Origin of the sequence: Rhodanobacter thiooxydans (genome assembly GCF_030291135.1) — a bacterium.
GTDB lineage: Bacteria > Pseudomonadota > Gammaproteobacteria > Xanthomonadales > Rhodanobacteraceae > Rhodanobacter > Rhodanobacter thiooxydans_A.
In genome coordinates this window covers 2,867,526-2,890,969 of record NZ_CP127409.1, presented here as the reverse complement: position 1 = coordinate 2,890,969, position 23,444 = coordinate 2,867,526, and the positions used below count along the sequence as shown (strand labels likewise).

The window sequence follows — 23,444 nt, the reverse complement described above, 5'->3', positions numbered from 1 at the left end:
ATGCAAGTCAATGTTGACTGCTATTGCCGTCTCGGCGTGTTGAGGATCAGTGCATGTTTGCTCGACAAATCCGCATGCATGTGGGTCACGCAAAATAAGCTTGATGACTCACGGCCGGCATCGGAATTATCTTGTACCTGAATTTACTGTGCCAATAAAAATATTGTCCAAGCATCAAGGTGCTGCCTTTGAACTCCCACCCGCGCCGCCTCTGTATATTTTCGTTCCATGACGATCGGGGCGTCGTCGACGACTATGTAACGTTCCTTCTGCGTGAACTGCGGCAGTTTGTAGAAAAAATCGTCGCGTGTGTTCACGGTGATCTAGCTGCGGGGTCCGAAAAGAAATTGTTGGCCTTGGTCGATGAGGTCGTCATGGTGCCTGAAGCGGCCGATCGTCTCGCAGTGTTCGGTCAAGGTCTTGAATTAATTGGGTTCGACCAGGAAAGGCGGTATGACGAGGTTCTTCTCGTCGACGATACTTGTTTTGGCCCGCTTTTTCCTCTGGACGAGTTGTTTGTATCCATGGACGGCCGAGCCTGTGATTTCTGGGGAATTACTGCGCGCCCCGAGAGAACGCGGGATCCATTTTCAGGCGTGTCGGGACAGCCCTTTTCCCTGGATATGAATTTTCTGGCCATTCGGCGCGCGCTGATGGAGTCAGAGATATTCAGGAAATACTGGACGCATCGCGAGCTGGTAGGGAAGGGGGGGCTTAGTGATGGTGCCTTATTTGCTTCTTATTTTATACAGCGGGGATTCACGTGTGAAACATACTTGAATCCAGATGAGTATGGTACGGCACACCCCGCCATATTCGACGTCGATGAAACGATCCGAGATCGTAATCCATTCATTAGTCGACGTGTCTTTGCTGCGGAACCGTTGCTCATGGAGCGCCATGCGGCCGACCTGCCCAGGGCACTGCGTATTCTCGGTCAGGCTTCTGCATACGATCAGTCTTTGATCTGGCGCAGCGTGATTCGTCATGCGCAATTGCGCACGATCAACACCAATGCTGCACTGACCAGCGTCCTGCCCGACGTGCGGCTTAAGCCGGATGGTGGCACGGAAGCCTACGGTCGCATTGCGGTGTGTGTGCACATGTATTACACGGACATGTTGGACGAAATTCTTGCGCTCGCGGACACGATTCCTGGTGCATACGATTTCATAGCGACAACCGATGATGACGGAAAGAAAACCGTTATCGAACGAGCGGTCGCGGGACGTCGAAACATCGCCAATGTCATTGTCCGTGTCGTCGCGCAAAATCGCGGGCGGGACATGTCGGCCTTGTTCATTACCTGCCGCGACTTATTTCTGGATGATCGCTACGACCTTGTCTGCAGGTTGCACACCAAGAAGTCTCCGCAGGTGTGGGCAGGGAGGGCGAACATGTTCAAGCGGCATATGTTCGAGAATCTCTTGAACAGCCCGGGGTTTACCACCAACGTAATGGACATGTTCAGGGACAAGCCAACCATCGGGGTTGCCGTGCCGCCACTTGTCCACATCGCTTATCCAACCATGGGGCACGTCTGGTTTGTAAATCGGGAGCGTGTGCAGACCCTGGCACGAGATCTCCATATCCACGTTCCTTTTGATCCGGATACACCCGTCGGCGCATTCGGTGGCATGTTCTGGTTTCGGCCAAAGTCGTTGCGCAAACTGTTCTTGCATCCCTGGAAATGGGCGGATTTCGATGGCGAGCCCTATCCCCACGATGGCAGCCTGGGCCACGCGCTAGAGCGAATCATTTGTTATACCGCGCAGGACGCTGGTTACACGACGCAACAGATCATCAGTTCGCATCAGGCCGCGTGGACTTATGCGATGCTCGAATACAAGCTCCAGAAGCTCGCCAGCCTGTTGCCTTTCGCTGATTTCCCTGCCCAAGTGGCGTTCTTGAGCGAATGGAAAAAAGCGGGTTATCGCCCATCGCGAATGGCGGTCAACATGCGTTTGGCCGTTCAGCCTCCGACCATTAGAGATGCATTGATTGAACTGGTGCTAGCACTAAGACGCTCGTTCGTTCGTCGTTTTCCACGTGTCGCCAACATCCTTCGCCCGCTTTACCGTCGCTGGAAAAATGTACTGCCGAGTACGCGTGACAGTGATGAAACGTAGGTGGGTTGTCTGCGAGGAACAAGTTCCTGCTATTGCAGGCATGGGTTCAGCCAATGGCTTGCTCAAGCTCCGGAACGAGCTTGAACAAATCGCCCACTAGCCCGAAATCCGCCACCTCGAAGATCGGCGCCTCGCCATCCTTGTTGATCGCCACGATGGTGCCGGCGTCCTTGATGCCGGTGAGGTGCTGGATGGCGCCGGAAATGCCGATGGCCATGTACAGCTCGGGCGCGATGATCTTGCCGGTCTGGCCGACCTGCAGGTCGCTGGGTACGTAGCCGGCGTCCACCGCGGCGCGCGAGGCGCCGACGGCGGCGCCAATTTTGTCGGCGAACTTGAAGATGATGTCGAAGTTTTCCTTCGAGCCGACGCCACGGCCGCCGGAGACGACCTTGCTGGCGCTCTGCAGGTCGGGGCGGTCACTGGCGCCCTGCTTCAGTTCGACGAAGCGGGTATGCGCGGGCAGGGGCGCGTCGACGGCCAGCGCCTCGACCGGTGCGCTGTGGGCGCCGCTGGCGGCGGCCGGCCAGGAGGCCGAGCGGATCGTGGCGACCACGGTGTGGGCGGCATCGGCCTCGACCGTGATGATCGCGTTGCCGGCGTAGATCGGGCGCTTGAAGGTGTGGGCGCCTTCCACGCTCATCACGTCGCTGACCTGCGCCACGCCGAGCAGGGCGGCGACGCGCGGGGCGACGTCCTTGCCGAAGGTGGTGGAGGGCACGAACACGTGGCTGTAGCCTGCGGCGGTCTTGGCGATCTGCGGCGCCAGCACGGCGGCCAGCGCATGCGCGTTCTCGCTGCGGGCCACGGTGAGCACGCGGCTCACGCCTTCGATCTTCGCCGCCTCGGCAGCGATGGCGTCGGCGCTGTCGGCCAGCACCAGCACGTCGATCGCCTCGCCCTTCACCGCGATGGCGGCGCTCACCGCTCGCGCGGTGGAGGAGTTGAGTTTGCCGCCGAGGTGTTCGGCGATGACCAGGATCTTGCTCATGTGTGTCTCCGCAGCTTTTGTTGTTGGAGCCCGCTTGCGGGCGATGCTTCGGTTCTGGGCCTTGAAGGAAGAGCATCGCCCGCGAGCGGGCTCCTACATCCGGAATTGGGGTTTACAGCAGGCCTTTCTGCTTCAGCGCGGCCACCAGTTCGGCCGCGTCCTTCACCATCACGCCCTTGCTGCGCTTGGCTGGTGCCGCGTAGTGCGTGGTCTTCAGGTGGTCGTGCGCCTCGACGCCGAGCGAACCGAACTCGATCGTGTCGATCGGCTTGGACTTCGCCTTCATGATGTCGGGCAGCTTGATGAAGCGCGGCTCGTTGAGGCGCAGGTCGGTGGTGATCACGGCTGGCAGTTCCGCCTCGATCACTTCCAGGCCGGCGTCGACCTCGCGGGTCACCGTGGCCTTGCCGTCAGCGATCGCCACCTTGCTGGCGAAGGTGGCCTGCGGACGGTCCCACAGCGCAGCGAGCATCTGGCCGGTCTGGTTGGCGTCGTCGTCGATCGCCTGCTTGCCCAGGATCACCAGCCCCGGCTGCTCCTTCTCGATCAGCCTGAGGAACACGCGGGCAGCGGTCAGCGGCTGCACGGCATCGCCGGTGACCACATGGATGGCACGGTTCGCACCCATCGCCAGGCCGTTGCGCAGGTGGGCGGTGAGGTCGGCCGGGCCGATGCCGACCACGATCACTTCCTCGGCTATCCCCTTCTCGCGCAGGCGCAAAGCCTCTTCCAGCGCGATGTCGTCGAACGGATTGGCGGACAGCTTCACCCCGTCGGTGACCACGCCGGTGCCGTCGGGCTTGACCTGGATGCGCACGTTGTAGTCCACGACGCGCTTGTAACCAACCAGAATTTTCATCAGCTGTTCCTTTTGAATTGCAGGGCGCCGGGGTGGCGGGGCGCGGTGGTTCAGCGCGGTATTCTAACTCGTTCGAACCTTCCATGCGGCTAGGTATGGAGGTATCCGGAAATGGCTTCAGATATCCCGATTCGTGAGCAATCGCGGCCGAGAGGCTGGGTCTTAAGCGCTGTCAGGAAAGCATCGAATGATTCCTTGGAGCCGCGTCCGCCGCTGTTGACAGGCAGTGGGATGGGGCCGGGAGTCAACCGCGGAAGTGCAGAAGGGCGGATATGATCCGCGGCAGGTATCGAGGAGCAATGCATGAAAGTGTTGGTTTGTGGCGGCGCGGGTTACATCGGTTCGCACATGGTGCGTCATCTGCTTGCGCAGAAGCACGAGGTCGTGGTGTTCGACAACCTGTCGACAGGGCATCGGGAGTCGATAGGCGAAGCCGCTCTCATCGAGGGCGACCTGTCGGATGCAAAGGCACTGCAAGCCCTGTTCGCTGTCCACCGGGTTGATGCGGTAATGCACTTCTGCGCCCTGTCGCTGGTGGGCGTTTCGGTGAAGGAGCCATATCTCTACTACCAGAACAATGTCGCAGGTACCTTGAACCTGTTGCAGGCCATGCGAAGGGCAAACGTCGACAAGCTGGTGTTTTCCTCGACGGCAGCCGTGTTTGGCAATCCGGAGTATGAGCTGATCGACGAGGATCATCCCACTCGGCCGATCAATCCGTATGGTGCCAGCAAGCTGATGGTCGAACGGATTCTTGCTGATGCGGCGCTCGCCTATGGTTTGCGTTCCGTAGCACTGCGCTATTTCAATGCCGCTGGTGCCGATACGTTTGGTGATATCGGCGAATCGCACGAGCCGGAAACGCACCTGATTCCGAATGTCTTGCGGGCGGCGCTTGGCAAGGGTGGTCAACTAAGGGTTTTTGGTGATGACTACCCGACTCGTGACGGTACCTGCGTGCGTGACTATGTTCACGTCAACGATCTGGCAACGGCACATCTGAGAGCGGTGGAGTTCATGTCGACACATGATGGAGCACACGTGTTCAACCTTGGAAATGGACAAGGTTTTACCGTGCTTGAGGTCATTGCCGCAGCGCAGAGGACTGTGGGCACGCAAATTGCGTTTGAGCGTGCTCCACGGCGCCCGGGTGACCCACCTGTGCTGGTAGCTTCCAGCAAGCGTGCACGAGAACAGCTGGGATGGTCTCCCGCCTTTACTGATATCGAGCGGATTATCGAGACCGCATACCGTTGGCATTGTCTGCCGCGCTACTGATGCAATCGGTAGTTTGGCACCCCCTCCGTACCAACGAGTGATCATGACGCGTCCGCACCTGTCCATCGTGCTCTGTACCTATAACGGCGCTGCCTACCTGCAGCCGCAGCTGGACAGCCTGCTGGCGCAGACGCGCCTGCCGGACGAGATCGTGATCGCTGATGACGGCTCGACCGACGCCAGCATGGATATGCTGCAGGCGTTCGCGCAACGGGCGCGTGAGACCGGTATCGCGGTGCAGTTGCAGCGCAACCCGGAAAACCTCGGTTACGTAGGCAATTTTTCCGCAGGCTTGCGTAGGGCGGAGGGTGGGCTGCTGTTCCTGTGCGACCAGGACGACGTATGGCGCGCCGACAAGCTGGCGCGGATGGTCGAACGCCTCGAGCGCGATCCGTCGCTGCTTTTGCTGCACAGCGATGCGCGGCTGGTGGATGCGCAGGGCCGTTCGCTGCAATGTTCGCTGTTCGACGCGCTGCAGATGACGCCGCAGGAGAAGCAGGCGATCCATGCCGGCAATGCGTTCGATGTGGTACTGCGGCGCAGCTTCGTGACCGGCGCCACTGCGGCATTGCGACGCAGCCTGGTGGAGCTGGCGCTGCCGGTGGAAACGGGCTGGGTTCACGACGAATGGCTGACTGCGGTGGCGGCGGCGGTTGGCAAGATCGACTTTGTCGACGAACCGCTGATCGATTACCGCCAGCATGGCGCCAACCAGATCGGCATGCGCAGGCGCACGCTGGCGATGAAGTGGCAGGACCTGCTGCTGCCGCGCGGCCGCCTGTTGTCCGATGAGGCGCTGCGCTTGAAGCAACTGGAAGCATTCCTGACCCGGAGCGGATTCCCCGGCAGCGCCGAACGCGCCGCCCAGGTGTGTCACAAGTTCGATCATTTCGATCGGCGCGTGGCGATCGGCCGTCTACCACGGCTACGGCGCCTGCCGGCGATCATCCGGGAGGCGCGCAGCGGCTGCTATCGCCGCTACGGCACCGGCGGTCGCTCGATGTTGCGGGATTTGCTGCGACATGACTGAGGCTCCTGTCAGCGACGTCTGCGCGGTGATCGTGAGCTACCAGCCCGACCCGGCCGCTATTGCCGATCTGCTGGAGACGGTAATGCCGCAGGTCGGCGCCGTGGCGCTGGTCGACAACGCCAGCGCCGGAGGCTGGCAGATGGCGGTCGGTGAACTGTTGGCCGCTCACGGCGGGGCGTTGCTGGATCAGCCACGCAATATCGGGCTGGCTGCCGCGCAGAACGTCGGCATCGACTGGGCCCGTGCGCGTGGTTTTTGCCATGTGCTGCTGCTGGACCAGGACAGCCAACCGGACGCCGGCATGGTGGCTGCCCTGTGGCGGGCACTGCAGGTGCTGTCCGCAACCAGCAGGGTGGCTGCGGTGGGGCCGCGTTTCCATGACCTGCGCGAGCACCGCGATGCGCCCTTCGTGCGCATCGGTTTCCCGCTGAACCGCAAACAGTGGTGTGCTGCCGATACGCCATCCATCGCCTGCGATTTCCTGATCAGCTCGGGTATGCTGATTCCGTTGGCCGTGTTGGATCGGGTGGGCCCGATGGACGCAGGCTTGTTCATCGACAACGTGGATCTGGAATGGGGTTTTCGCGCGCGGGCGCAGGGTTATGCGCTACATGGCGTATGTGCGGCGACCATGTATCACCGTCTCGGCGACGGCCGCCGCGCGCTGCCGTTCGGCCGCAGGCAGATCGTGGTGCATGGTTCGCTGCGGTTGTACTACATGATGCGCAATCGCCTGCTGCTGTACCGGCTGCCGCACACGCCGCGGACATGGGTTGCGCAGGATCTGCCAAGGGTGTTGGCCAAGTTGTTCCTTTTCGGCGTGCTGGTCGGCCCGCGCTGGCGCAACCTGCGTTGCATGCTGCGCGGCCTGCACGACGGCCTGCGGGGCCGGCGTGGGGCGTGCCCGGACGAGCTTTCCGGATACGGCTGAGCGCGACTGCGACTGCTTACAGGTTCTGGTAATTCGGCCCCGAACCGCCCTCCGGCGTGACCCAGGTGATGATCTCGTACGGGTCCTTGATGTCGCAGGTCTTGCAGTGCACGCAGTTGGCGGAGTTGATCTGCAGGCGCTTGCCGTGCGGCTGGGTTTCGTCGGCCACCATCTCGTAGACGTTGGCGGGACAGAAGCGCGTGCAGGGGTTGTCGTACTCCTCGACGCACTTGGTGGCGCAGATGTCGGTGTCGGCCACCTTGAGGTGCACCGGCTGGTCCTCGTCGTGCTCGGTGGCGGCGAAGTAGACGCTGGCCAGGCGGTCGCGCGGCGGCAGCGTGCGCTGCACGTAGTCGCGCTTCGGTTCTTCGTACTCGCCCAGCTTGTGCAGGCTGGACCAGTCGGGCTTGTTCTTCAGCGTCCACGGCGACAGCCCGCCGGTGGCGGTTTCCCAGGCGGCGTTGAGCATGCCGAACCACAGGCCCTTCTTGAATGCGGGCTTGATGTTGCGCACCTTCCTCAGCTCGGCCATCGCCTCGGAGCCGCGCAGCTTCGCGTCGAAGCCTTCGGCCCTGAGGCCGTTCGCGGCCAGGTGCTCGGCGGCGAGCATGCCGCTGCGGATCGCCTGGTGGGTGCCTTTCACCTTCGGCACGTTGAGCAGGCCGGCGGTGTCGCCGATCAAGAGCGCGCCGGGCATCTCGCATTTGGGCAGCGACTGCCAGCCGCCGGTGACGATCGCGCGCGCGCCGGCGGAGAGGATGCTGCCGCCTTCCAGCAGCGGCAGGTTCATCGGGTGGTTCTTCCACTGCTGGAACGCTTCCCACGGCTGGTACTTGGGGTCGCTGTAGTCGAGCCCGCTGACGTAGCCCAGCGCAATGCGGTCCTGGTCCAGGTGGTACACGAAGCTGCCGCCATAGGTATGCGTGTCGGCGGGCCAGCCGAAGCTGTGCACGATCTTGCCCGGGGTGACGCGGCCCGGCGGCAGTTGCCACAGCTCCTTGATGCCGATCGAGTAACCCTGCGGGTCGCTGTCCTTGTCCAGCGCGTAGCGCTTGATCAGCTGCTTGGTGAGGCTGCCGCGCGCGCCTTCGGCCAGCACGGTGACCTTGGCCTTGATGTCGATGCCCTGGGTGTAGCCGGCCTTGTGCGAACCGTCCTTCGCCACGCCCATGTCGCCGATGCGCACGCCGGCAACCGCGCCATGCTCGTCATAGATGTTGTCGGCGGCGGCGAAGCCGGGGAATACGTCCACGCCCAGTGCCTCGGCCTGCGGCGCCAGCCACGCGCACATCGCGCCCAGCGAGACGATGAAGTTGCCGTGGTTCTTCATGCCCGGCGGCACCATCATCTTGTGCCCGCCGGTTTTCGACAGCAGCCAGAACTCGTCCTCGCCGGCCGGCACGCAGATCGGCGGCGGGTTGCTGCGCCAGCCGGGCAGCAGCGCGTCCAGCGGCTGCGGCTCGATCACCGCGCCGGAGAGGATCTGCGCGCCGATGGTCGATGACTTCTCGATCACGCACACGCTCGTGTCCGGCTTCAGCTGCTTCAGGCGAATCGCGAACGACAGGCCGGCCGGACCGGCACCGACCACGACGACGTCGTATTCCATGGTTTCGCGTTCGCTCATGGCGGACTCCCTGAGGCTGGGTGGTGGCGCCGGCGGTTGCCGTGCGCGCGGGTATGGGGCAGGCCGCCATTGTCCGTTTTCGCGCGCCGTGCGGCAACGCGTGCTGCGCCACCGCTTGCAATAGCTTCACCGGACGCGGCGATAATCGGGCCAAACCAAGGGAGCGTTCATGAATTCGATGCCGCCGATCGCCGATCTCGACCTGCGCCGCGCCTCGCTGTGCCAGTTGCTGCATTGGCTGGCGGTGGGCCGCGTGCAGCCGCAGGCGCTGGCCGACGTCTACCAGCAGGCGATCGAGCGGATCGATCCGCAACTCCATGCTTATGTCGACCAGCGTTCGGGCCTGGTGCAGGACCAGTCGCAGCTGGCCGACCGCCGCCGCCGCGAGGGCGTGATCGGGCGGCTGGACGGTATTCCGCTGGCCCTGAAGGACAACTTCGACATCGCCGGCTGGCCCACGCGGGTCGGCCTGCCCGGTCGCGACAAGCCGGTGCAGGAGGATGCGCACGTGGTGGCGCGGCTGCGTGCGTCCGGCGCGGTGCTGCTGGGCAAGACCAACATGGACGAGGGCGCGCTGGGTGCGGTCACCGACAACCCGCACTTCGGTGCCACCCACAACCCGCACCGGCACGGCTATACAGCCGGTGGTTCCTCCGGCGGTGCGGCGGCGGCCGTGGCGGCAGGCCTGGCGGTGGCCGCGGTGGGTTCGGACAGCCTGGGTTCGATCCGCATCCCGGCCAGCTATTGCGGCGTGTATGCGCTGAAGCCGACGCACGGCGAGATCTCCGCGCGCGGCCTGGTGCCGGCGGCGCGCCGGCTCGACGCGGTCGGCCTGCTGGCGCGCAGCGCGGATGACCTCACCGTCTTGCTGCAGGTGCTGGCCGGCTACGACGCCGACGATGCCCGTTCGCGCCGCCGGCGCGTCGCGTTCGCGCTGCCGGACTGGGAACCGGGCAACCTGCGCGCGGGCCTGCTGCCGGACCTGGCTGCGGTTGGCGTGCAGCCGGAAGTCGTCGAGGTGTTCGAGGCAGCCATGGCGAAATTGCCGCATGCGCTGGGCGATCGCCGCACGGTCGACTTCGCCGACTGGGATTTCGCGCGCACCCGCCGCGCCGGCCTGCTGTTGATGGAGGCAGAGATGCTTGGCACCTTCGCCGCGGACCTGGCCAACACCGAACACCCGGTATCGGAACATTTCCGCCGCCTGCTCGGCTACGCCGCCGGCAAGAGCGCGGCCGACTACGCGATGGCCGACCGCGTGCTCGACGCGGCCACGCTGAAGATGCGCCGGCTGTTCGCCCAGGTCGACGTGCTGGTGCTGCCGACCACGCCGCAGGGCGCGTTCCCGCTGGACGGTCCGGTGCCCGATTCGCAGGGTGACCTCACCAGTTTCGCCAGCCTGGCCGGTTGCCCCGCGGTGAGCCTGCCGATGGGCACGCTGCCGAATGGCATGCCGGTGGGCCTGCAGCTGGTCGGCGCGCGCGGCTCGGACCTGCGCCTGCTGGAGCTGGCCTCGGTGTGTGCGGCCACGCTGGATGTCGAGCCGACGTATCCGGTGATCGCCTGACGTGCATCGCGCACCCTCCCCTGCGCGCAGGGGAGGGTTGGGGTGGGGTGCTTTTTGCTCGTGCGCTCATCCCGAGAAGCCCCCCTCCCGGCCTCCCCCTGCATGCAGGGGGAGGGGAAATCCGCTGCGCATATGCCCCGCGTGGCTGCGCGCGCCGGGCAAGGTTATTTCGGAACCCCGCCGGCGATCGCGTAACATGCCCGGATGACCGGCGCGCGATGGCGCGCCGCGCAAGACTGGCCTGGGTTCCACGCATGAGCAAAGACAACGCGTCGACGCGCTCGCACCTCGACGACCTCGAGGCGGAAAGCATCCACATCTTCCGCGAGGTGGCGGCCAGCTTCCGCCACCCGGTGATGCTGTATTCGATCGGCAAGGATTCCTCGGTGCTGCTGCACCTGCTGCGCAAGGCGTTCCATCCGGCGAAGCCGCCGCTGCCGCTGCTGCATGTCGACACCACCTGGAAGTTCCGCGAGATGATCGCGTTCCGCGATCAGGTGGCCGCAGCCGGCGACGTGCAGGTGCTGGTGCACATCAACCAGGACGGCGTGCGCCAGGGTATCTCGCCGCTGACCCACGGCGCCACCGTGCACACCGACGTGATGAAGACCCAGGCGCTGAAGCAGGCGCTGGACCAGTACGGTTTCGACGCGGCGATCGGCGGCGCCCGCCGCGACGAGGAGAAGTCGCGCGCGAAGGAGCGCGTGTTCTCGTTCCGCAACGCGCAGCATCGCTGGGACCCGAAGCGCCAGCGCCCGGAGTTCTGGCATACCTACAACACGCAGATCCGCAAGGGCGAGAGCGTGCGGGTGTTCCCGCTGTCCAACTGGACCGAGATGGATGTGTGGCTGTACATCCGCCGCGAGAACATCCCGGTGGTGCCGCTGTACTTCGCCAAACCGCGCCCGGTGGTGGCGCGCGACGGCGCGCTGATCATGGTCGACGATGAGCGCTTCACTTTGCGTGAGGGCGAGGCGGTGGAAATGCGCGAAGTGCGCTTCCGCACGCTGGGCTGCTATCCGCTCACCGGCGCGGTGGAGTCATCCGCCGACACGCTGGACAAGATCATCCAGGAGATGGCCGACTCGCGCAGCTCCGAGCGGCAGGGCCGGGTGATCGACCACGACCCGGACGCCTCGATGGAACGCAAGAAGCAGGAGGGTTACTTCTGATGGCCGCCTCGACTGCTTCCGCCATCACGGCTGCCGACGCCGACAAGAGTCTGCTGCGCTTCATCACCTGCGGCAGCGTGGACGACGGCAAGAGCACCCTGCTCGGCCGCCTGCTGTACGACGCCGGCACGGTGCCGGACGACCAGCTCGCCGTGCTGGCGCGCGACAGCCGCCGGCTGCATGCCGATGCGGGTGACACGCTGGATTTCGCCCTGCTCACCGACGGCTTGGACGCGGAGCGCGAGCAGGGCATCACCATCGACGTCGCCTACCGCTACTTCCACACCGCGCGGCGCAGCTTCATCGTGGCCGACTGCCCCGGACACGAACAGTACACGCGCAACATGGCCACCGGCGCCTCCAACGCCGAGCTGGCGGTGGTGCTGGTGGACGCGCGCAAGGGCCTGCTGCCGCAGACCCGCCGGCACACTTATATATGCAGCCTGCTCGGCATCCGCCAGGTGCTGCTGGCGGTGAACAAGATGGATCTGGTCGGTTGCGATGAGGCCGTCTATCGCGAGATCAGCGAGGCTTACCAGGCGCTGGCGCAAACGCTGGGCATCGCCAGCGTGGCATGCCTGCCGGTGATCGCGCCGGGCGGCGACAACGTGGGCACGCGTTCCGCGCGCATGCCCTGGTACCAGGGACCCAGCCTGCTGGAACTGCTGGAGTCGGCCGACGTGATGCCTGCGCGTGGGGCGGATTTCCGCATGCCGGTGCAGTGGGTGAACCGGCCCGACCAGTCGTTCCGCGGCTACGCCGGCACGATCTGCGGCGGCCGCGTGGCGAAGGGCGACGAGGTGATCGTGCAGCCCGGCGTGCAGCACGCGCGCATCGAACGCATCGTCACCGCCGACGGCGAGCTGGCCAGCGCCGGCGACGGCCAGGCGGTGACGCTGTGCCTGGACCGCGAGATCGACGCGAGCCGCGGTGACGTGATCGCTGACGCGCAGCGTCCGGCGCTGGTGGCCGACCAGTTCGCCTGCCACCTGCTGTGGCTGGGTGACAATGCGCTGCTGCCGAACCGCGCCTACTGGCTGAAGCTCGGCACGCGTACCGTCAACGCGCGGGTGATGTCGATCAAGCACAAGGTGGACGTCAACAGCCAGGCCAAGCTCGCCGCGCGGCAGCTGGCGCTCAACGAGGTGGGCTACTGCACGCTGGGCCTGGACGACGAGGTCGCGTTCGAGGCGTACGCGGACAACCGCACGCTGGGCGGCTTCATCCTGATCGACCGCCAGAGCAACGCCACGGTGGCCTGCGGCATGCTGGACTTCGCGCTCGGCCGCTCGGCCAACGTGCACTGGCAGCATGTCGACATCGACAAGGGCGTGCGCGCCTCCAGCAAGGGCCAGCAGCCGCTGTGCCTGTGGTTCACCGGCCTGTCCGGCGCCGGCAAGTCCACCGTTGCGAATCTGGTCGAGCGCCGCCTGCATGCGCTGGGTTGCCATACCTACCTGCTCGACGGCGACAACGTGCGCCACGGCATCAACCGGGATCTGGGCTTCACCCCGCAGGATCGCGTGGAGAACATCCGCCGCATCGCCGAGGTGGCGCACCTGATGGTGGACGCCGGGTTGATCGTGCTGGTCAGCGCGATCTCGCCGTACCGCAGCGAGCGGCGCTCCGCGCGCGAACTGTTCGCCGCGTCGGAATTCATGGAAGTGTTCGTGGACGCGCCGCTGGCGGAGTGCGAGCGGCGCGATCCGAAGGGCCTGTACCGCAAGGCGCGCGCCGGCACGATCCGCAACTTTACCGGCATCGACGCGCCGTACGAGCGGCCCGAGGCGCCGGACATCCATCTGCTGAGCGACGGGCAGCGCGCCGAGCAGCTGGCCGAACAGGTCGTGGCGCGGGTGCTGGCCACGCTGGATGGCGGCGCGGACGACTGACGCACCGCGGCCAACGGCCGCGCACCGCTTGGATTGCCCGTTGCCGGCGGCGATAATGTGGGACTTTCCCCGCAAGGCGCCGCCGCGATGACCGAGAAGACCATACTCAACGCCACCCACCGTGCGCTCGGCGCGCGCATGGTCGACTTCGGCGGCTGGGACATGCCGATCAACTACGGCTCGCAGATCGAGGAGCACCACGCGGTGCGTCGTGACGCCGGCATGTTCGACGTCTCGCACATGACCGTGGTCGACCTGCACGGCGCGCGCACCCGGGAATTCCTGCGCCACCTGCTGGCCAACAACATCGACAAGCTGAAGGTGCACGGCAAGGCGCTGTACTCCTGCATGCTGGACGAGCGCGGCGGGGTGATCGATGACCTGATCGTGTACTACCTCGGCGAGGAGTTCTTCCGGCTGGTCGTCAACGCCGGCACCCGCGCCAAGGACCTGGCCTGGATCGAACGCCAGGCGCAGGCGTTCGACGTACAGGTGAAGGAGCGCCCCGAGTTCGCGATGATCGCGGTGCAGGGCCCGCATGCGCGCGCGAAGGTGCTTGGCCTGCTGCATGAGGTCGACCGTCCGCGCATCGAGAAGCTCGGCAAGTTCAGTGCCGCCGCCGCGCAGGGCCCGCACGGCATGCCGCTGTTTGTGGCGCGCACCGGCTACACCGGCGAGGACGGCTTCGAGATCATCGTGCCGGCCGAACACGCCATCGCGCTGTGGGAGGCGCTGGCCGCCGCGGGCGTGGCGCCGGCCGGCCTCGGCGCGCGCGACACGCTGCGGCTGGAAGCAGGCATGAACCTGTACGGCCAGGATATGGACGAGAGCGTCACGCCGTGGGAGGCCAACCTCGGCTGGACCATCGCGCTGGACGAAGGCCGCGACTTCATCGGCCGTGCCGCGCTGGAGCAGCAGAAGGCAGCCGGGGTGCCGCGTGTGATGGTCGGCCTGGTGCTGGACGACAAGGGCGTGCTGCGCCACGGCCAGAAGGTGCTGACCGCGAACGGCGAGGGCGAGATCCTCTCCGGCAGTTTTGCGCCGACGCTGGACAAGGCGGTGGCGTTCGCACGCATACCCGTCGGCGAGCCGGGTGCGATCCGCGTGGATATCCGCGGCCGCGAAGTGCCGGTGCGCCTGGTGAAATACCCGTTCGTGCGCGACGGCAAGCCCTGCGAAGGGATCTGAGCGGCATCGCGCCGCGGTACATTCTTCCCCCGGCGGATGTGGCTAGAATCACCGCCTGTAACCCGACCCAACCCAACGACTGGACCCCGATCATGAGCGAGATTCCCGGCGATCTGAAATTCCTCAAGTCCCACGAGTGGGCCCGCGCCGAAGACGACGGCCTGGTCCGGGTGGGCATCTCCGACCACGCGCAGGGCCAGCTCGGCGATCTGGTCTACGTCGAGCTGCCGGAAGTCGGCTCCGCCGTGAAGGCCGGCGTCGGCGCCGCGGTGGTCGAGTCGGTGAAGGCCGCCTCGGACATCTATTCGCCGGTGTCCGGCGAGGTCGTCGCGGTCAACGAGCTGCTCAACGACAAGCCCGAGACCATCAATGAGGATGCCTTCGGCGAAGGCTGGATCTTCTTGGTGCGCCCCAGCGACCGCGCCGAGCTCGACGAACTACTCGACGCGAACGACTACGAAGAACTGGTCGAGAACGAAGACCACTGAAGTCACCCGCGAACATGCTCGACCTTGCCGGCCGCCCAGTGCGGCCGGCACTGTTTCCGGGGTGGACGTGTCATCGCGCCATGCATGCGGCCGCTTCATTCTCCGTGTGTGCCATCGAGCGAAACCGTGGGTCCGCAGGCGAGCTCCTCTCCTCCGATGAAATCATCCCGATGATCGCGCCGCGCATGCATGTCATCGACGATGCCATCGCGCGCGAATCGACCTCGCGGCGTCGCCATCAGCGAGCAGCGCCGGAGTGCCGCACATCCCGTTCGCGCCGTTCCCGGGGTGCGCCTAGGGCAGGGTGCCGGATATTTTTTGCCTGTGCCGGGATACCGGTTTGACGGGTTTCAGTCGTGTTCTGTTCATCTGCCGGGAGTCGCCCGGTGGCCAGGAATGTGTCGCGCGCGAGTGATGCCATGCGTTGACCATTTTACGCGTCTTTGTTTGGCTCATGCCTCGAAACCGTTGTGTACCAAGGGTTATGGGCGTTTATTACATTTTTTTGTAAAAAAACTTTGGATGTCTGGACGTCCATTTGATAAATAGGATCATTGCCCCGAAAGCCTTGTCGAGGCAGGCTGCGGGCCGGTTTGGGAGGGGGTGAGGCGGGTTGATTTGATGATTGAAATCAATTGACAGCAGAAATCTTCGGGGATAGCTTTCGCAACAGATCACGGGGAATGCGTTTTATGGCGACAACGAAATTCATCAAGCCGTATGTCGAGCACGGTGAAAAGGCCAATGCAGTACGCAAGATCACTGTCTCGATTCCGCTGCATGTGCTGCGGCGGCTTTCTGATTTGCGCACCCACCGTCAAGTGAACAATCTTCGGCACGCTACCAACAGCGACTTGTTGGTCGAGGCGTTCCTGCACGCTTTTACTGGGCAACCACTGCCAACTGATGAGGAGCTGAGACGAACCATGGCCACTGCCAAGAAATCCGCTGCAAAGAAACCGGCCGCCAAGAAGGCCGCCGCCAAGAAACCCGCCGTGAAGAAGGCCGCCGCCAAGAAGCCGGTTGCCAAGAAGCCGGCCGCCAAGAAGGCTGCCGCCAAGAAGCCGGCCGCCAAGAAAGCTGCCAAGAAGCCGGCAGCCGCCAAGAAAGCTGCTGTAAAGAAGGTTGCGAAGAAGGCTGCGCCGAAGAAGGCTGCCGCCAAGAAAGCTGCACCGGCCAAGGTGGTGAAGGCCACCAAGACCGCGAAGGCCAAAGCGAAAAAGTAAGGCGACACGCAACACTCCACAATAAGACAAGCAATCGACTTCTCTCCCCGCGGTGCCCAGCGCGGGGAGAGCACTTCGAGAAGCCTTCGTCCCGGCCTGGCCGGGACGCTTCGTTTCCGGGGCTGGCAAATTCCTTCCACGGTGGCTGCATGCCACTCCGCTGCCCGCCTCGACCGCGCCGCTTTCCGGCGATTGCAGCGACGGCTTGCGTCGACGGATGTCCGCCAGGCGCCACGGGTCTACGGGTCATTTGCCGTGCTGCGCCATTGGAGTTACCTTCTGCACATCCGCGCCGCGGCGAATCAGGGGATTCGCCGCTCCTGGATGGACAGGGGGAAAAAGCGCGGGTATCTGTCGACACTCAGTGAGAGACCATGGATACCCGATACATACTTCATACGCGCCGGCATGCGCGCGGGGCCGTTCGGCCCCTGATCATTGCCATCATCGCCATCTTCGCCCTGCTCGCCGTGGGTGCGTGGTTCCTGATCATCAAGCCGCACCAGGACCTGATCATGGCCGACTCGGGCGGTCATCCGTCCACGCCGGTTTCCGCGGCGACGCGGACGGCGCCGCCGCCGGCCAACGTGGCGGCGATGGGTCTCGACCAGCTGCTGACCGAGGCGCGCAGCGCCATGAACGAGCAGCGCTACCTGGCGCCGGCCGGCAACAACGCCTTCGAGTTCTACCTGCGCGTGCTGGAAAAGGATCCCGGCAACAAGGTGGCTTCCGATGCGTTGCGCGAGACGTTCCCGTTCGCGGCCACTTCGGCCGAGCAGGCGATCAACTCGCGTGACCTCGGCGAAGCGCAGCGCCAGATCGACCTGCTGGCGAAGGCCGACCCGGCCAACTTCACCCTGACCATTCTCCGTTCCAAGCTGGATGCCCAGCGCAAGACGCAGGACAAGCAGCAGGCCGTCGATCAGCAAAAGGCCGCGCAGCTGGCCGCCCAGAAGGCCGCGGCGGAAAAGCAGGCGGCAGATCAGCTGGCTGCGCAGCAAAAGGCCCAGTTGGCCGAACAGCAGAAGACAGAGCAGGCGCGCACCGCGCAACAGCCGCGCCAGCAGGCCGCGGCGAGTGCGGCGGCTGATGGCGGCGCCGCAAGTGCGGACGGTGCTACTGCGGCTGGCGGGGACACGGCAGCAGTGCTGGTGAAGGGTATGGCGGCACGCTATCCCACGGCCGCGATGCGGGCACGCCAGGAGGGCTGGGTGGTGGTGTCGTTCACGGTCGATCCCGACGGCACGACCAGCAACGTGAAGGTGGTTGATTCGCAGCCGCGCCACGTCTTCGATCGCGCCGCCATCGACGCGGTGGAACGTTACCGCTTCAATCCGGCGATGAAAGACGGCACGGCTGTTTCCAGCGTCAAGCAGCAGCGGATCGAGTTCAAGCTCTGACCCTGACGTGAGGAAAGCAAAAAGGGCGGCGCATGTTTCGCATGCGCCGCCCTTTTTTTGGGATGTTGCAGCCCGGCGCCGGTGCGGGCCCTCAGCGGTGACGCGGTGCGCGACGATGCGTGCGCGCTTTCGATTTTGCCTTCGGCTTCGCCGCGGGTCTGGCGGCACTGTCGAGGTTGGCCCAGTCGACGTGCGGCAGGCCCAGCAGGTCGTCGAACACCATCGGCATCAGCCCGCTCGGCGTGGGGCCGGTGGAGTTCCACAGGGTCACCACGCCGGCACGGTACTTCGGGAAAAAGCCGATCATGGTGCGATAGCCCGCCACGGCGCCGGCGTGATAGATCAGGGTCTCGCCGCCGTATTTGTAGACCCGCCAGCCGAGTGCGTAGTACGCGTCGGTCAGTCGCGCGCGGCGCCACGGAGTGGCGTGCAGTTCGCTGGGTGTGGCGACGCCGGGAGCGTGCAGCATGTCCAGCAGCGAGGTGGGCAACACGTCCTGGCGGCCGCCCATCTGCGCGATCAGCCATTTTTCCATGTCGCGCAGGCTGGCGTTGACGCCGGCCGCCGGCGCGACCCGGTAATAGGTTTCGCTCGGCTCGAATGGCACCCAGCCCCGGCTGGTGGCGCGATGCGGGCGCGCCCAGCTCTTGCTGGATTCCAGTGCGGCGCGGCCGTAGCTGGCGGTAGTCATGCCCAGCGGATAGAAGATGCGCTTGTCGACCTGGTGATAGAAGAAGTCGCCGGTGCGCGCGAGCACCACGTCGCCGATCATGCTGAAGGCGACGTTCTGGTAGCCGTAGCACTGGCCCACGCCGCAGATCATGTCGACCTCGTCCAGCTTGCGCACCAGCTCTTCGTACGAGGTGTCGCCCTCGAGCATGTTGTCGTAGGTGTTGCGTGGCAGGCCCAGCCGTTGGCCCAGGATGTCGCCGACGGTGGCCTGCGAGGCGGCCTGCATGTCCTTCAGCTTGAAGTACGGCAGCACGTCGATCAGCTTGGTGTCCCAGCCCAGCTTGCCGTCGTCGACCAGCAGGCCGGCGATGGCGGTGGCGAACGCCTTCGACAGCGAGGCGAGACGGAACACGGTGTTCGGCGTGATCGGCTGCCTGGTGGCAGCGTCGGCATAGCCGACGGTGCCCTCGTAGACCACCTTGCCGTCGACCACCACGGCGGTGGCCAGGCCGGCCACCGCATCGCGCTGGGCGAGGAGGTTCAGCCAACGCTGGTAGTCCGCGAGCGTCTGCTTGACGCGCAGTGGCGGGAGTTTCTGCGGCGTGTTGCCGACACTGACCGACAGCGTGGCGGGCGCCGGGGAAGCGGGTGACGCGGCGGCGCGGAGCGGCGTGCAGGCCAGCCCCAGTGCGCCCGCGATCAGCAGGAAGATCTTATGAAACTGCATGGTATTCTGACGTGGTTCCGGCGTGGGGATGCGCCTCAGGGTGGAGAGCTCGACGATGGGTCTGATCGTTTTTCTGATTGTTGTTGTCCTGATTGTCTTGTACTTCGTGGCGATCTACAACGGACTGGTCACCTCGCGCAACGGCTACAAGAACGCGTTTGCGCAGATCGACGTGCAGCTCACCCGGCGCCACGACCTGATTCCGAACCTGGTCGAGACCGCCAAGGGCTATCTCGCGCACGAACGCGGCACGCTCGAGGCGGTGGTGCAGGCGCGCAACGCGGCGGTCAGCGGGCTGGCCGGTGCGAAGGCCAACCCGGGCGATCCGGCCGCGATGCAGCAGCTGGCCAGCAGCGAGAATGCCTTGACCCAGACGTTGGGCCATTTGTTCGCGCTGCAGGAGGCCTATCCCGACCTGAAGGCGAACCAGACCATGATGCAGCTCTCCGAAGAGCTGACATCCACGGAGAACCGCGTGGCATTCGCGCGCCAGGCGTACAACGACTCGGTGCTGACCTACAACAACAAGCGCGAGGTCTTTCCCGCCTCGTTCGTGGCGAACAGCTTCGGCTTCGCCGCGGCCGAACCGCTGAAGATCGAGGACCCGGCCGTACGCGACGTGCCGAAGGTTTCCTTCAGCTGATCGCCGTCGCGTCGCGGCGCATGCCGCGGCGCCACCCGGGAGCTTCCATGGATTTCTTTGCGCAACAGGCGCGCGTGCGCGGCAGCAGCCGGCGTCTGGTGCTGCTGTTCGTGCTGGCGGTGGTGGCGATCGTGGCGACGATCGACGCGGTGGTATGGCTGACCATGGGCCATCACGCGGCCGCCGGCGAACCGGCTGCATCGAACCTGCCGCTGTTGTTCGCCAGCAGCGGCGCGGTCATCGCCGGGATCGGGCTCAGTTCGCTGTTCCGCATCATGAGCCTGTCCAGTGGTGGCAAGGCGGTGGCCGAAAGCATGGGCGCGGTGCCGGTACCGCCGGATACCCGCGACCCGCAGCTGCGACGGCTGCGCAACGTGATCGAGGAAGTCGCCATCGCTGCGGGCGTGCCGGTGCCGGACATCTATCTGATGGCCGACGAAGCGGGCATCAACGCCTTCGCTGCCGGCTACTCGGCCTCCGACGCGGCGGTGTGCGTGACCCGGGGCTGCCTCGACCAGCTCAGCCGCGACGAGCTGCAGGGCGTGATCGCGCACGAGTTCAGCCACGTGTTGAACGGCGACATGCGGCTCAACATCCGCCTGATGGGCCTGCTGTTCGGCATCCTGGTGCTGGCGATCGTGGGGCGCCGGGTGATCTGGTTCGGCGGCAGCGGCAACCGTCGGGGTGGCGGCCAGGTGTGGCTGATCGGGCTGGCGCTGATGGCGGTCGGCTACATCGGTTATTTCTTCGGGCGACTGATCCAGGCCGCGGTGGCGCGCTCGCGCGAATCGCTGGCAGATGCCTCGGCGGTGCAGTTCACCCGCCAGACCGACGGCATCGCCGGCGCGTTGAAGAAGATCGCGATCCTCGCCGAAGGCTCCACCCTGCAGGTGGCGAACAAGCAGGAAGTGGCGCACATGCTGTTCGGCGAGGCCGGTACGTTCAACGCGCTGTTCGCCACCCACCCGCCCTTGCTCGAGCGTATCCGGATGCTGGAGCCTGGCTTCAAGGAGGCTGACCTGGCGCGCATGGCGGCGGGGATGCAGCGCGAAGCGGCGTCGCCACCACCTGCGCCAGCGAACGGCCCCCTGGCCGCCGCCTCGAGCGTGCCGGGCATGTCGTTGCCACCGATACTGACGGGCGTGCTGGCCGGCGGCGTTGCCTCAGTCGCTCCGGCGTTCCAGCATGCCGCGGCCGTGCAGCAGGCGATACCGACGAGCCTGGGCGAAGCCGTGCAGCAGCCCGAGTCCGCGCTGACGGTGATGCTGGCGCTGGCGCTGTCATTGGAGGCGGAGCTGCAGCCGGCGCAGCGCCGGATCGTCGCCGATGCGTTTGGCGACGACGTGCAGCGCGCCGTGCAGGCGCAGGTTTCCGTTCTGGCCGCCTTGGCGCCGATCGCGCGCCTGCCGCTGGTCTCGCTGGCGTTTCCCGCGCTCAGGCAACTGCCTGACGGACGCCAGCAGACTTTGTTGCGCGCGCTCGACGACCTGGTCAAGGTGGATGGCCGGGTCGACATCAACGAGTACTGCCTGGCGCGGCTGCTGCGCATTCACCTGAGCGAGGCGCGCTCGCCGCGCCGCGCACCGGTCGATGGCGTGAAGAAACTCCCGGCGGCGCGCGACAGCGTGATCCTGGTCTGCACCATCGTCGCCGCGGCTGGCTGCTCGGACGAGGCCGCTGCGAGGCGCGCCTGGCTGTTGGCGATGCAGCAGGCGTTCCCCGGCGAGGCCATCGAGTGGACGCCGCCGGCGGCGGCCTGGCAGGCGCCGTTCGAGCACGCGCTGGACGATCTGGACGGGCTGAGCCCGATGGCCAAGGAGCTGGTGATCCAGGCCTTGCTGCGCGCGGTCCACGCCGACGGCCAGGTCAGCGTGGAAGAGGCCGAGTTGTTGCGGGTGATCTGCGCCAGCCTGCATTGCCCGGTGCCTTTGTAGGAGCGCACTCTGTCCACAAGGGACTTCCTTCGGTCGTGCGAGATGCTCCTCGTCACGTGACGGAAAGCATCGCGCACAAGTGCGCTCCTACAGGGTTCCTTCGCCGAGAATCAACGCGCTCGCCCGTTCGGCGATCATGATCGTGGGCGCGTTGGTGTTGCCTGTGGGCAGGCTGGGCATCACCGAAGCGTCCACCACGCGCAGCCTGTCCACGCCGCGCACGCGCAGCTCGCTGTCAACCACTGCGCGATCGTCCTTGCCCATGCGGCAGGTGCCGACTGGGTGGTAGATGGTTTCCGCCTTGCGCCGGATAAAGTCGGCGTATTCCGCGTCGGTGCCGATGCGCCGCTCGGGGAACACCGGCGCACCGCGGTGCGGTGTGAACGCCGACTGGTCGAGGATCTCGCGCGACAGCCGCGCCGCCTCGATCATCATCTTCAGGTCGTGGCCTTCCGGGTCGCCGAGGTAATTGGCATGGATCGCGATCGGCTGCGCCGGGTCGGCCGAGTGCAGGCGCAAGCGGCCGCGGCTGCGCGGATGCAGGTAGCAGGCATGCAGCGTGTAACCGTAGCCGGGCAGGCGATGGCGACCGTGGTCGTCGAGCAGCGCCGGCACGAAGTGGAACTGCAGGTCGCAGCGTTCGTCGCCGGCGAAGCGGCTGCGCACGAAGCCGCCGGCCTCGGCCACGTTGGAGCTGCCCGGCCCGTCGCGATGACGCAGCCAGCGCCAGCCGGCGGACAGTTCGTTGAGGTGATCGTAGCTGAGCTTGCCCGGGTTGCCGTCGAGCGTGCAGATGTCCAGGTGGTCCTGCAGGTTGGCGCCGACCTCGGGCAGGTCGGCGAGCACCGCGATGCCGTGCCCGCGCAGGTGGTCGGCCGGGCCGAGTCCGGACAACATCAGCAGTTGCGGCGTGTTGATCGCGCCCCCGGCGAGGATCACCTCGCCCGCCTCGATCCGCTCGACGCCATGCCGGCCGCGGCGCAGCTGCACGCCGATGGCGCGGTGCTGCTCGATCAGTACGCGCTCGACCAGTGCATGCGTGCGCACGTGCAGATTCTCGCGTCGGCGCACAGGTTTCAGGAATGCGGTCGCGGTGGAGCATCGCGCGCCGTTGCGCTGGGTCACCTGGTACAGGCCGAAGCCGGCCTGTAGTTCGCCGTTGAAGTCGTCGTTGCGCGCGAAGCCGGCGCTCACGGCCGCGTCGATCAGCGCGGCGGACAGCACGTTGTGGTGACGCAGGTCGGCGACGCCGAGCGGACCGCCCGTGCCGTGCAGCGTGCTGGTGCCGCGGCTGTTGTCCTCGCTGCGCAGGAACCACGGCAGTACCTCGTGCCATGACCAGCGCGGGTCGCCGCTGGCTTCGGCCCAGCGGTCGTAGTCGGCTGCCACGCCGCGGATGTAGCACATCGCATTGATCGAACTGGAACCGCCGAGCGTCTTGCCGCGCGGCCACCACAGGCGGCGCTGGCCGAGCGCGGGCTCCGGCTCGGTGCGATAGTTCCAGTTGAGCGCGCGGTTGTTGGCCAGCCGCGCGATGCCGGCGGGCATGTGGATCAGCGGGTTCCAGTCCGTGGGGCCGGCTTCCAGCAGCAGCACGCGCCTGCCCGGATCGGCGCTGAGTCGGTTGGCCAGCACGCAGCCGGCCGAGCCGGCGCCGACGATGACGTAGTCGTAGTGGTTCAAGGCTTCC

The 23,444-nt window shown here is 65.6% G+C and carries 18 protein-coding genes; 13 read left to right on the top strand and 5 right to left on the bottom strand.

The annotated features are described in order from the left end of the window. Positions 1 to 188: 188 nt before the first annotated feature. Entirely contained in the window at positions 189 to 2,129 is a 1,941-nt protein-coding gene (locus QQA13_RS13320) for a rhamnan synthesis F family protein (protein ID WP_234411246.1), read from the top strand. Positions 2,130 to 2,175: 46 nt separating this feature from the next. Here QQA13_RS13320 and QQA13_RS13315 read toward each other — a convergent pair whose 3' ends face one another. Continuing rightward, the gene (locus QQA13_RS13315; RefSeq protein ID WP_108470443.1) at positions 2,176 to 3,120 is read right to left on the bottom strand and encodes an electron transfer flavoprotein subunit alpha/FixB family protein; all 945 of its coding nucleotides are present in this window, start codon (positions 3,118 to 3,120) and stop codon (positions 2,176 to 2,178) included. 112 nt (positions 3,121 to 3,232) lie between these two features. After that, the gene (locus QQA13_RS13310; protein WP_108470444.1) at positions 3,233 to 3,979 is read right to left on the bottom strand and encodes an electron transfer flavoprotein subunit beta/FixA family protein; all 747 of its coding nucleotides are present in this window, start codon (positions 3,977 to 3,979) and stop codon (positions 3,233 to 3,235) included. A gap of 303 nt (positions 3,980 to 4,282) precedes the next feature. Here QQA13_RS13310 and galE point away from each other — a divergent pair, with 303 nt between their 5' ends. The 3 genes from galE to QQA13_RS13295 all read left to right on the top strand — a co-directional run bounded on the left by galE (position 4,283) and on the right by QQA13_RS13295 (position 7,218). Continuing rightward, the gene (galE, locus tag QQA13_RS13305; protein WP_108470445.1) at positions 4,283 to 5,257 is read left to right on the top strand and encodes a UDP-glucose 4-epimerase GalE; all 975 of its coding nucleotides are present in this window, start codon (positions 4,283 to 4,285) and stop codon (positions 5,255 to 5,257) included. A 43-nt stretch (positions 5,258 to 5,300) separates the two neighbouring features. Further along, positions 5,301 to 6,287, top strand: coding sequence for a glycosyltransferase family 2 protein (locus QQA13_RS13300; RefSeq protein ID WP_108470514.1), 987 nt, complete (start codon positions 5,301 to 5,303; stop codon positions 6,285 to 6,287). A gap of 100 nt (positions 6,288 to 6,387) precedes the next feature. After that, entirely contained in the window at positions 6,388 to 7,218 is an 831-nt protein-coding gene (locus QQA13_RS13295) for a glycosyltransferase family 2 protein (RefSeq protein ID WP_286042167.1), read from the top strand. A gap of 16 nt (positions 7,219 to 7,234) precedes the next feature. Here QQA13_RS13295 and QQA13_RS13290 read toward each other — a convergent pair whose 3' ends face one another. Then, complete coding sequence (locus tag QQA13_RS13290; RefSeq protein WP_108470447.1) at positions 7,235 to 8,845, bottom strand: electron transfer flavoprotein-ubiquinone oxidoreductase; 1,611 nt, start codon at positions 8,843 to 8,845, stop codon at positions 7,235 to 7,237. A gap of 169 nt (positions 8,846 to 9,014) precedes the next feature. On the opposite strand from QQA13_RS13290, the gene QQA13_RS13285 reads away from it, so the two are divergent. The 7 genes from QQA13_RS13285 (at position 9,015) to QQA13_RS13250 (ending at position 17,778) form a co-directional block, all read left to right on the top strand. After that, complete coding sequence (locus QQA13_RS13285) at positions 9,015 to 10,412, top strand: amidase (protein WP_108470448.1); 1,398 nt, start codon at positions 9,015 to 9,017, stop codon at positions 10,410 to 10,412. Positions 10,413 to 10,666: 254 nt separating this feature from the next. Continuing rightward, complete coding sequence (gene cysD, locus QQA13_RS13280; protein WP_108470449.1) at positions 10,667 to 11,584, top strand: sulfate adenylyltransferase subunit CysD; 918 nt, start codon at positions 10,667 to 10,669, stop codon at positions 11,582 to 11,584. After that, a complete protein-coding gene (gene cysC / locus QQA13_RS13275; RefSeq protein ID WP_108470450.1) occupies positions 11,584 to 13,476 on the top strand; it encodes an adenylyl-sulfate kinase in 1,893 nt (630 codons plus the stop codon). The genes cysD and cysC overlap by 1 nt, the downstream gene beginning before the upstream one ends. 87 nt (positions 13,477 to 13,563) lie before the next feature. Further along, the gene (gcvT, locus tag QQA13_RS13270) at positions 13,564 to 14,664 is read left to right on the top strand and encodes a glycine cleavage system aminomethyltransferase GcvT (RefSeq protein ID WP_108470451.1); all 1,101 of its coding nucleotides are present in this window, start codon (positions 13,564 to 13,566) and stop codon (positions 14,662 to 14,664) included. 92 nt (positions 14,665 to 14,756) lie between these two features. After that, a complete protein-coding gene (gene gcvH, locus QQA13_RS13265; RefSeq protein WP_108470452.1) occupies positions 14,757 to 15,152 on the top strand; it encodes a glycine cleavage system protein GcvH in 396 nt (131 codons plus the stop codon). A gap of 692 nt (positions 15,153 to 15,844) precedes the next feature. Continuing rightward, positions 15,845 to 16,378, top strand: a complete 534-nt coding sequence (metJ, locus tag QQA13_RS16215) for a met regulon transcriptional regulator MetJ (protein WP_108470453.1) — start codon at positions 15,845 to 15,847, stop codon at positions 16,376 to 16,378. 374 nt (positions 16,379 to 16,752) lie between these two features. Then, complete coding sequence (locus tag QQA13_RS13250) at positions 16,753 to 17,778, top strand: energy transducer TonB (protein WP_108470454.1); 1,026 nt, start codon at positions 16,753 to 16,755, stop codon at positions 17,776 to 17,778. Positions 17,779 to 17,869: 91 nt separating this feature from the next. Here QQA13_RS13250 and QQA13_RS13245 read toward each other — a convergent pair whose 3' ends face one another. After that, positions 17,870 to 19,177, bottom strand: coding sequence for a serine hydrolase domain-containing protein (locus tag QQA13_RS13245; RefSeq protein ID WP_108470455.1), 1,308 nt, complete (start codon positions 19,175 to 19,177; stop codon positions 17,870 to 17,872). A 55-nt stretch (positions 19,178 to 19,232) separates the two neighbouring features. On the opposite strand from QQA13_RS13245, the gene QQA13_RS13240 reads away from it, so the two are divergent. Further along, positions 19,233 to 19,820, top strand: coding sequence for a LemA family protein (locus QQA13_RS13240; protein ID WP_108470456.1), 588 nt, complete (start codon positions 19,233 to 19,235; stop codon positions 19,818 to 19,820). A 47-nt stretch (positions 19,821 to 19,867) separates the two neighbouring features. Continuing rightward, the gene (locus QQA13_RS13235) at positions 19,868 to 21,754 is read left to right on the top strand and encodes a M48 family metallopeptidase (RefSeq protein WP_108470457.1); all 1,887 of its coding nucleotides are present in this window, start codon (positions 19,868 to 19,870) and stop codon (positions 21,752 to 21,754) included. 87 nt (positions 21,755 to 21,841) lie between these two features. On the opposite strand, the gene QQA13_RS13230 is transcribed toward QQA13_RS13235, so the two are convergent. Further along, positions 21,842 to 23,437 carry a GMC family oxidoreductase gene (locus tag QQA13_RS13230; protein ID WP_108470458.1) on the bottom strand — a complete coding sequence of 532 codons (1,596 nt, stop codon included), beginning with the start codon at positions 23,435 to 23,437 and terminating at the stop codon, positions 21,842 to 21,844. Positions 23,438 to 23,444: the final 7 nt, after the last annotated feature.

What these genes read in the sequence shown, in the direction of transcription:
- gcvH (WP_108470452.1), top strand. Translation starts at nt 14,757, where the DNA reads ATGAGCGAGATTCCCGGCGATCTGAAATTCCTCAAGTCCCACGAGTGG.
- metJ (WP_108470453.1), top strand. Translation starts at nt 15,845, where the DNA reads ATGGCGACAACGAAATTCATCAAGCCGTATGTCGAGCACGGTGAAAAG.
- gcvT (WP_108470451.1), top strand. Translation starts at nt 13,564, where the DNA reads ATGACCGAGAAGACCATACTCAACGCCACCCACCGTGCGCTCGGCGCG.
- QQA13_RS13245 (WP_108470455.1), bottom strand. Translation starts at nt 19,177, where the DNA reads ATGCAGTTTCATAAGATCTTCCTGCTGATCGCGGGCGCACTGGGGCTG.
- QQA13_RS13235 (WP_108470457.1), top strand. Translation starts at nt 19,868, where the DNA reads ATGGATTTCTTTGCGCAACAGGCGCGCGTGCGCGGCAGCAGCCGGCGT.
- QQA13_RS13250 (WP_108470454.1), top strand. Translation starts at nt 16,753, where the DNA reads ATGGATACCCGATACATACTTCATACGCGCCGGCATGCGCGCGGGGCC.
- QQA13_RS13315 (WP_108470443.1), bottom strand. Translation starts at nt 3,120, where the DNA reads ATGAGCAAGATCCTGGTCATCGCCGAACACCTCGGCGGCAAACTCAAC.
- QQA13_RS13300 (WP_108470514.1), top strand. Translation starts at nt 5,301, where the DNA reads ATGACGCGTCCGCACCTGTCCATCGTGCTCTGTACCTATAACGGCGCT.
- QQA13_RS13290 (WP_108470447.1), bottom strand. Translation starts at nt 8,845, where the DNA reads ATGAGCGAACGCGAAACCATGGAATACGACGTCGTCGTGGTCGGTGCC.
- QQA13_RS13240 (WP_108470456.1), top strand. Translation starts at nt 19,233, where the DNA reads ATGGGTCTGATCGTTTTTCTGATTGTTGTTGTCCTGATTGTCTTGTAC.
- cysC (WP_108470450.1), top strand. Translation starts at nt 11,584, where the DNA reads ATGGCCGCCTCGACTGCTTCCGCCATCACGGCTGCCGACGCCGACAAG.
- cysD (WP_108470449.1), top strand. Translation starts at nt 10,667, where the DNA reads ATGAGCAAAGACAACGCGTCGACGCGCTCGCACCTCGACGACCTCGAG.
- galE (WP_108470445.1), top strand. Translation starts at nt 4,283, where the DNA reads ATGAAAGTGTTGGTTTGTGGCGGCGCGGGTTACATCGGTTCGCACATG.
- QQA13_RS13285 (WP_108470448.1), top strand. Translation starts at nt 9,015, where the DNA reads ATGAATTCGATGCCGCCGATCGCCGATCTCGACCTGCGCCGCGCCTCG.
- QQA13_RS13310 (WP_108470444.1), bottom strand. Translation starts at nt 3,979, where the DNA reads ATGAAAATTCTGGTTGGTTACAAGCGCGTCGTGGACTACAACGTGCGC.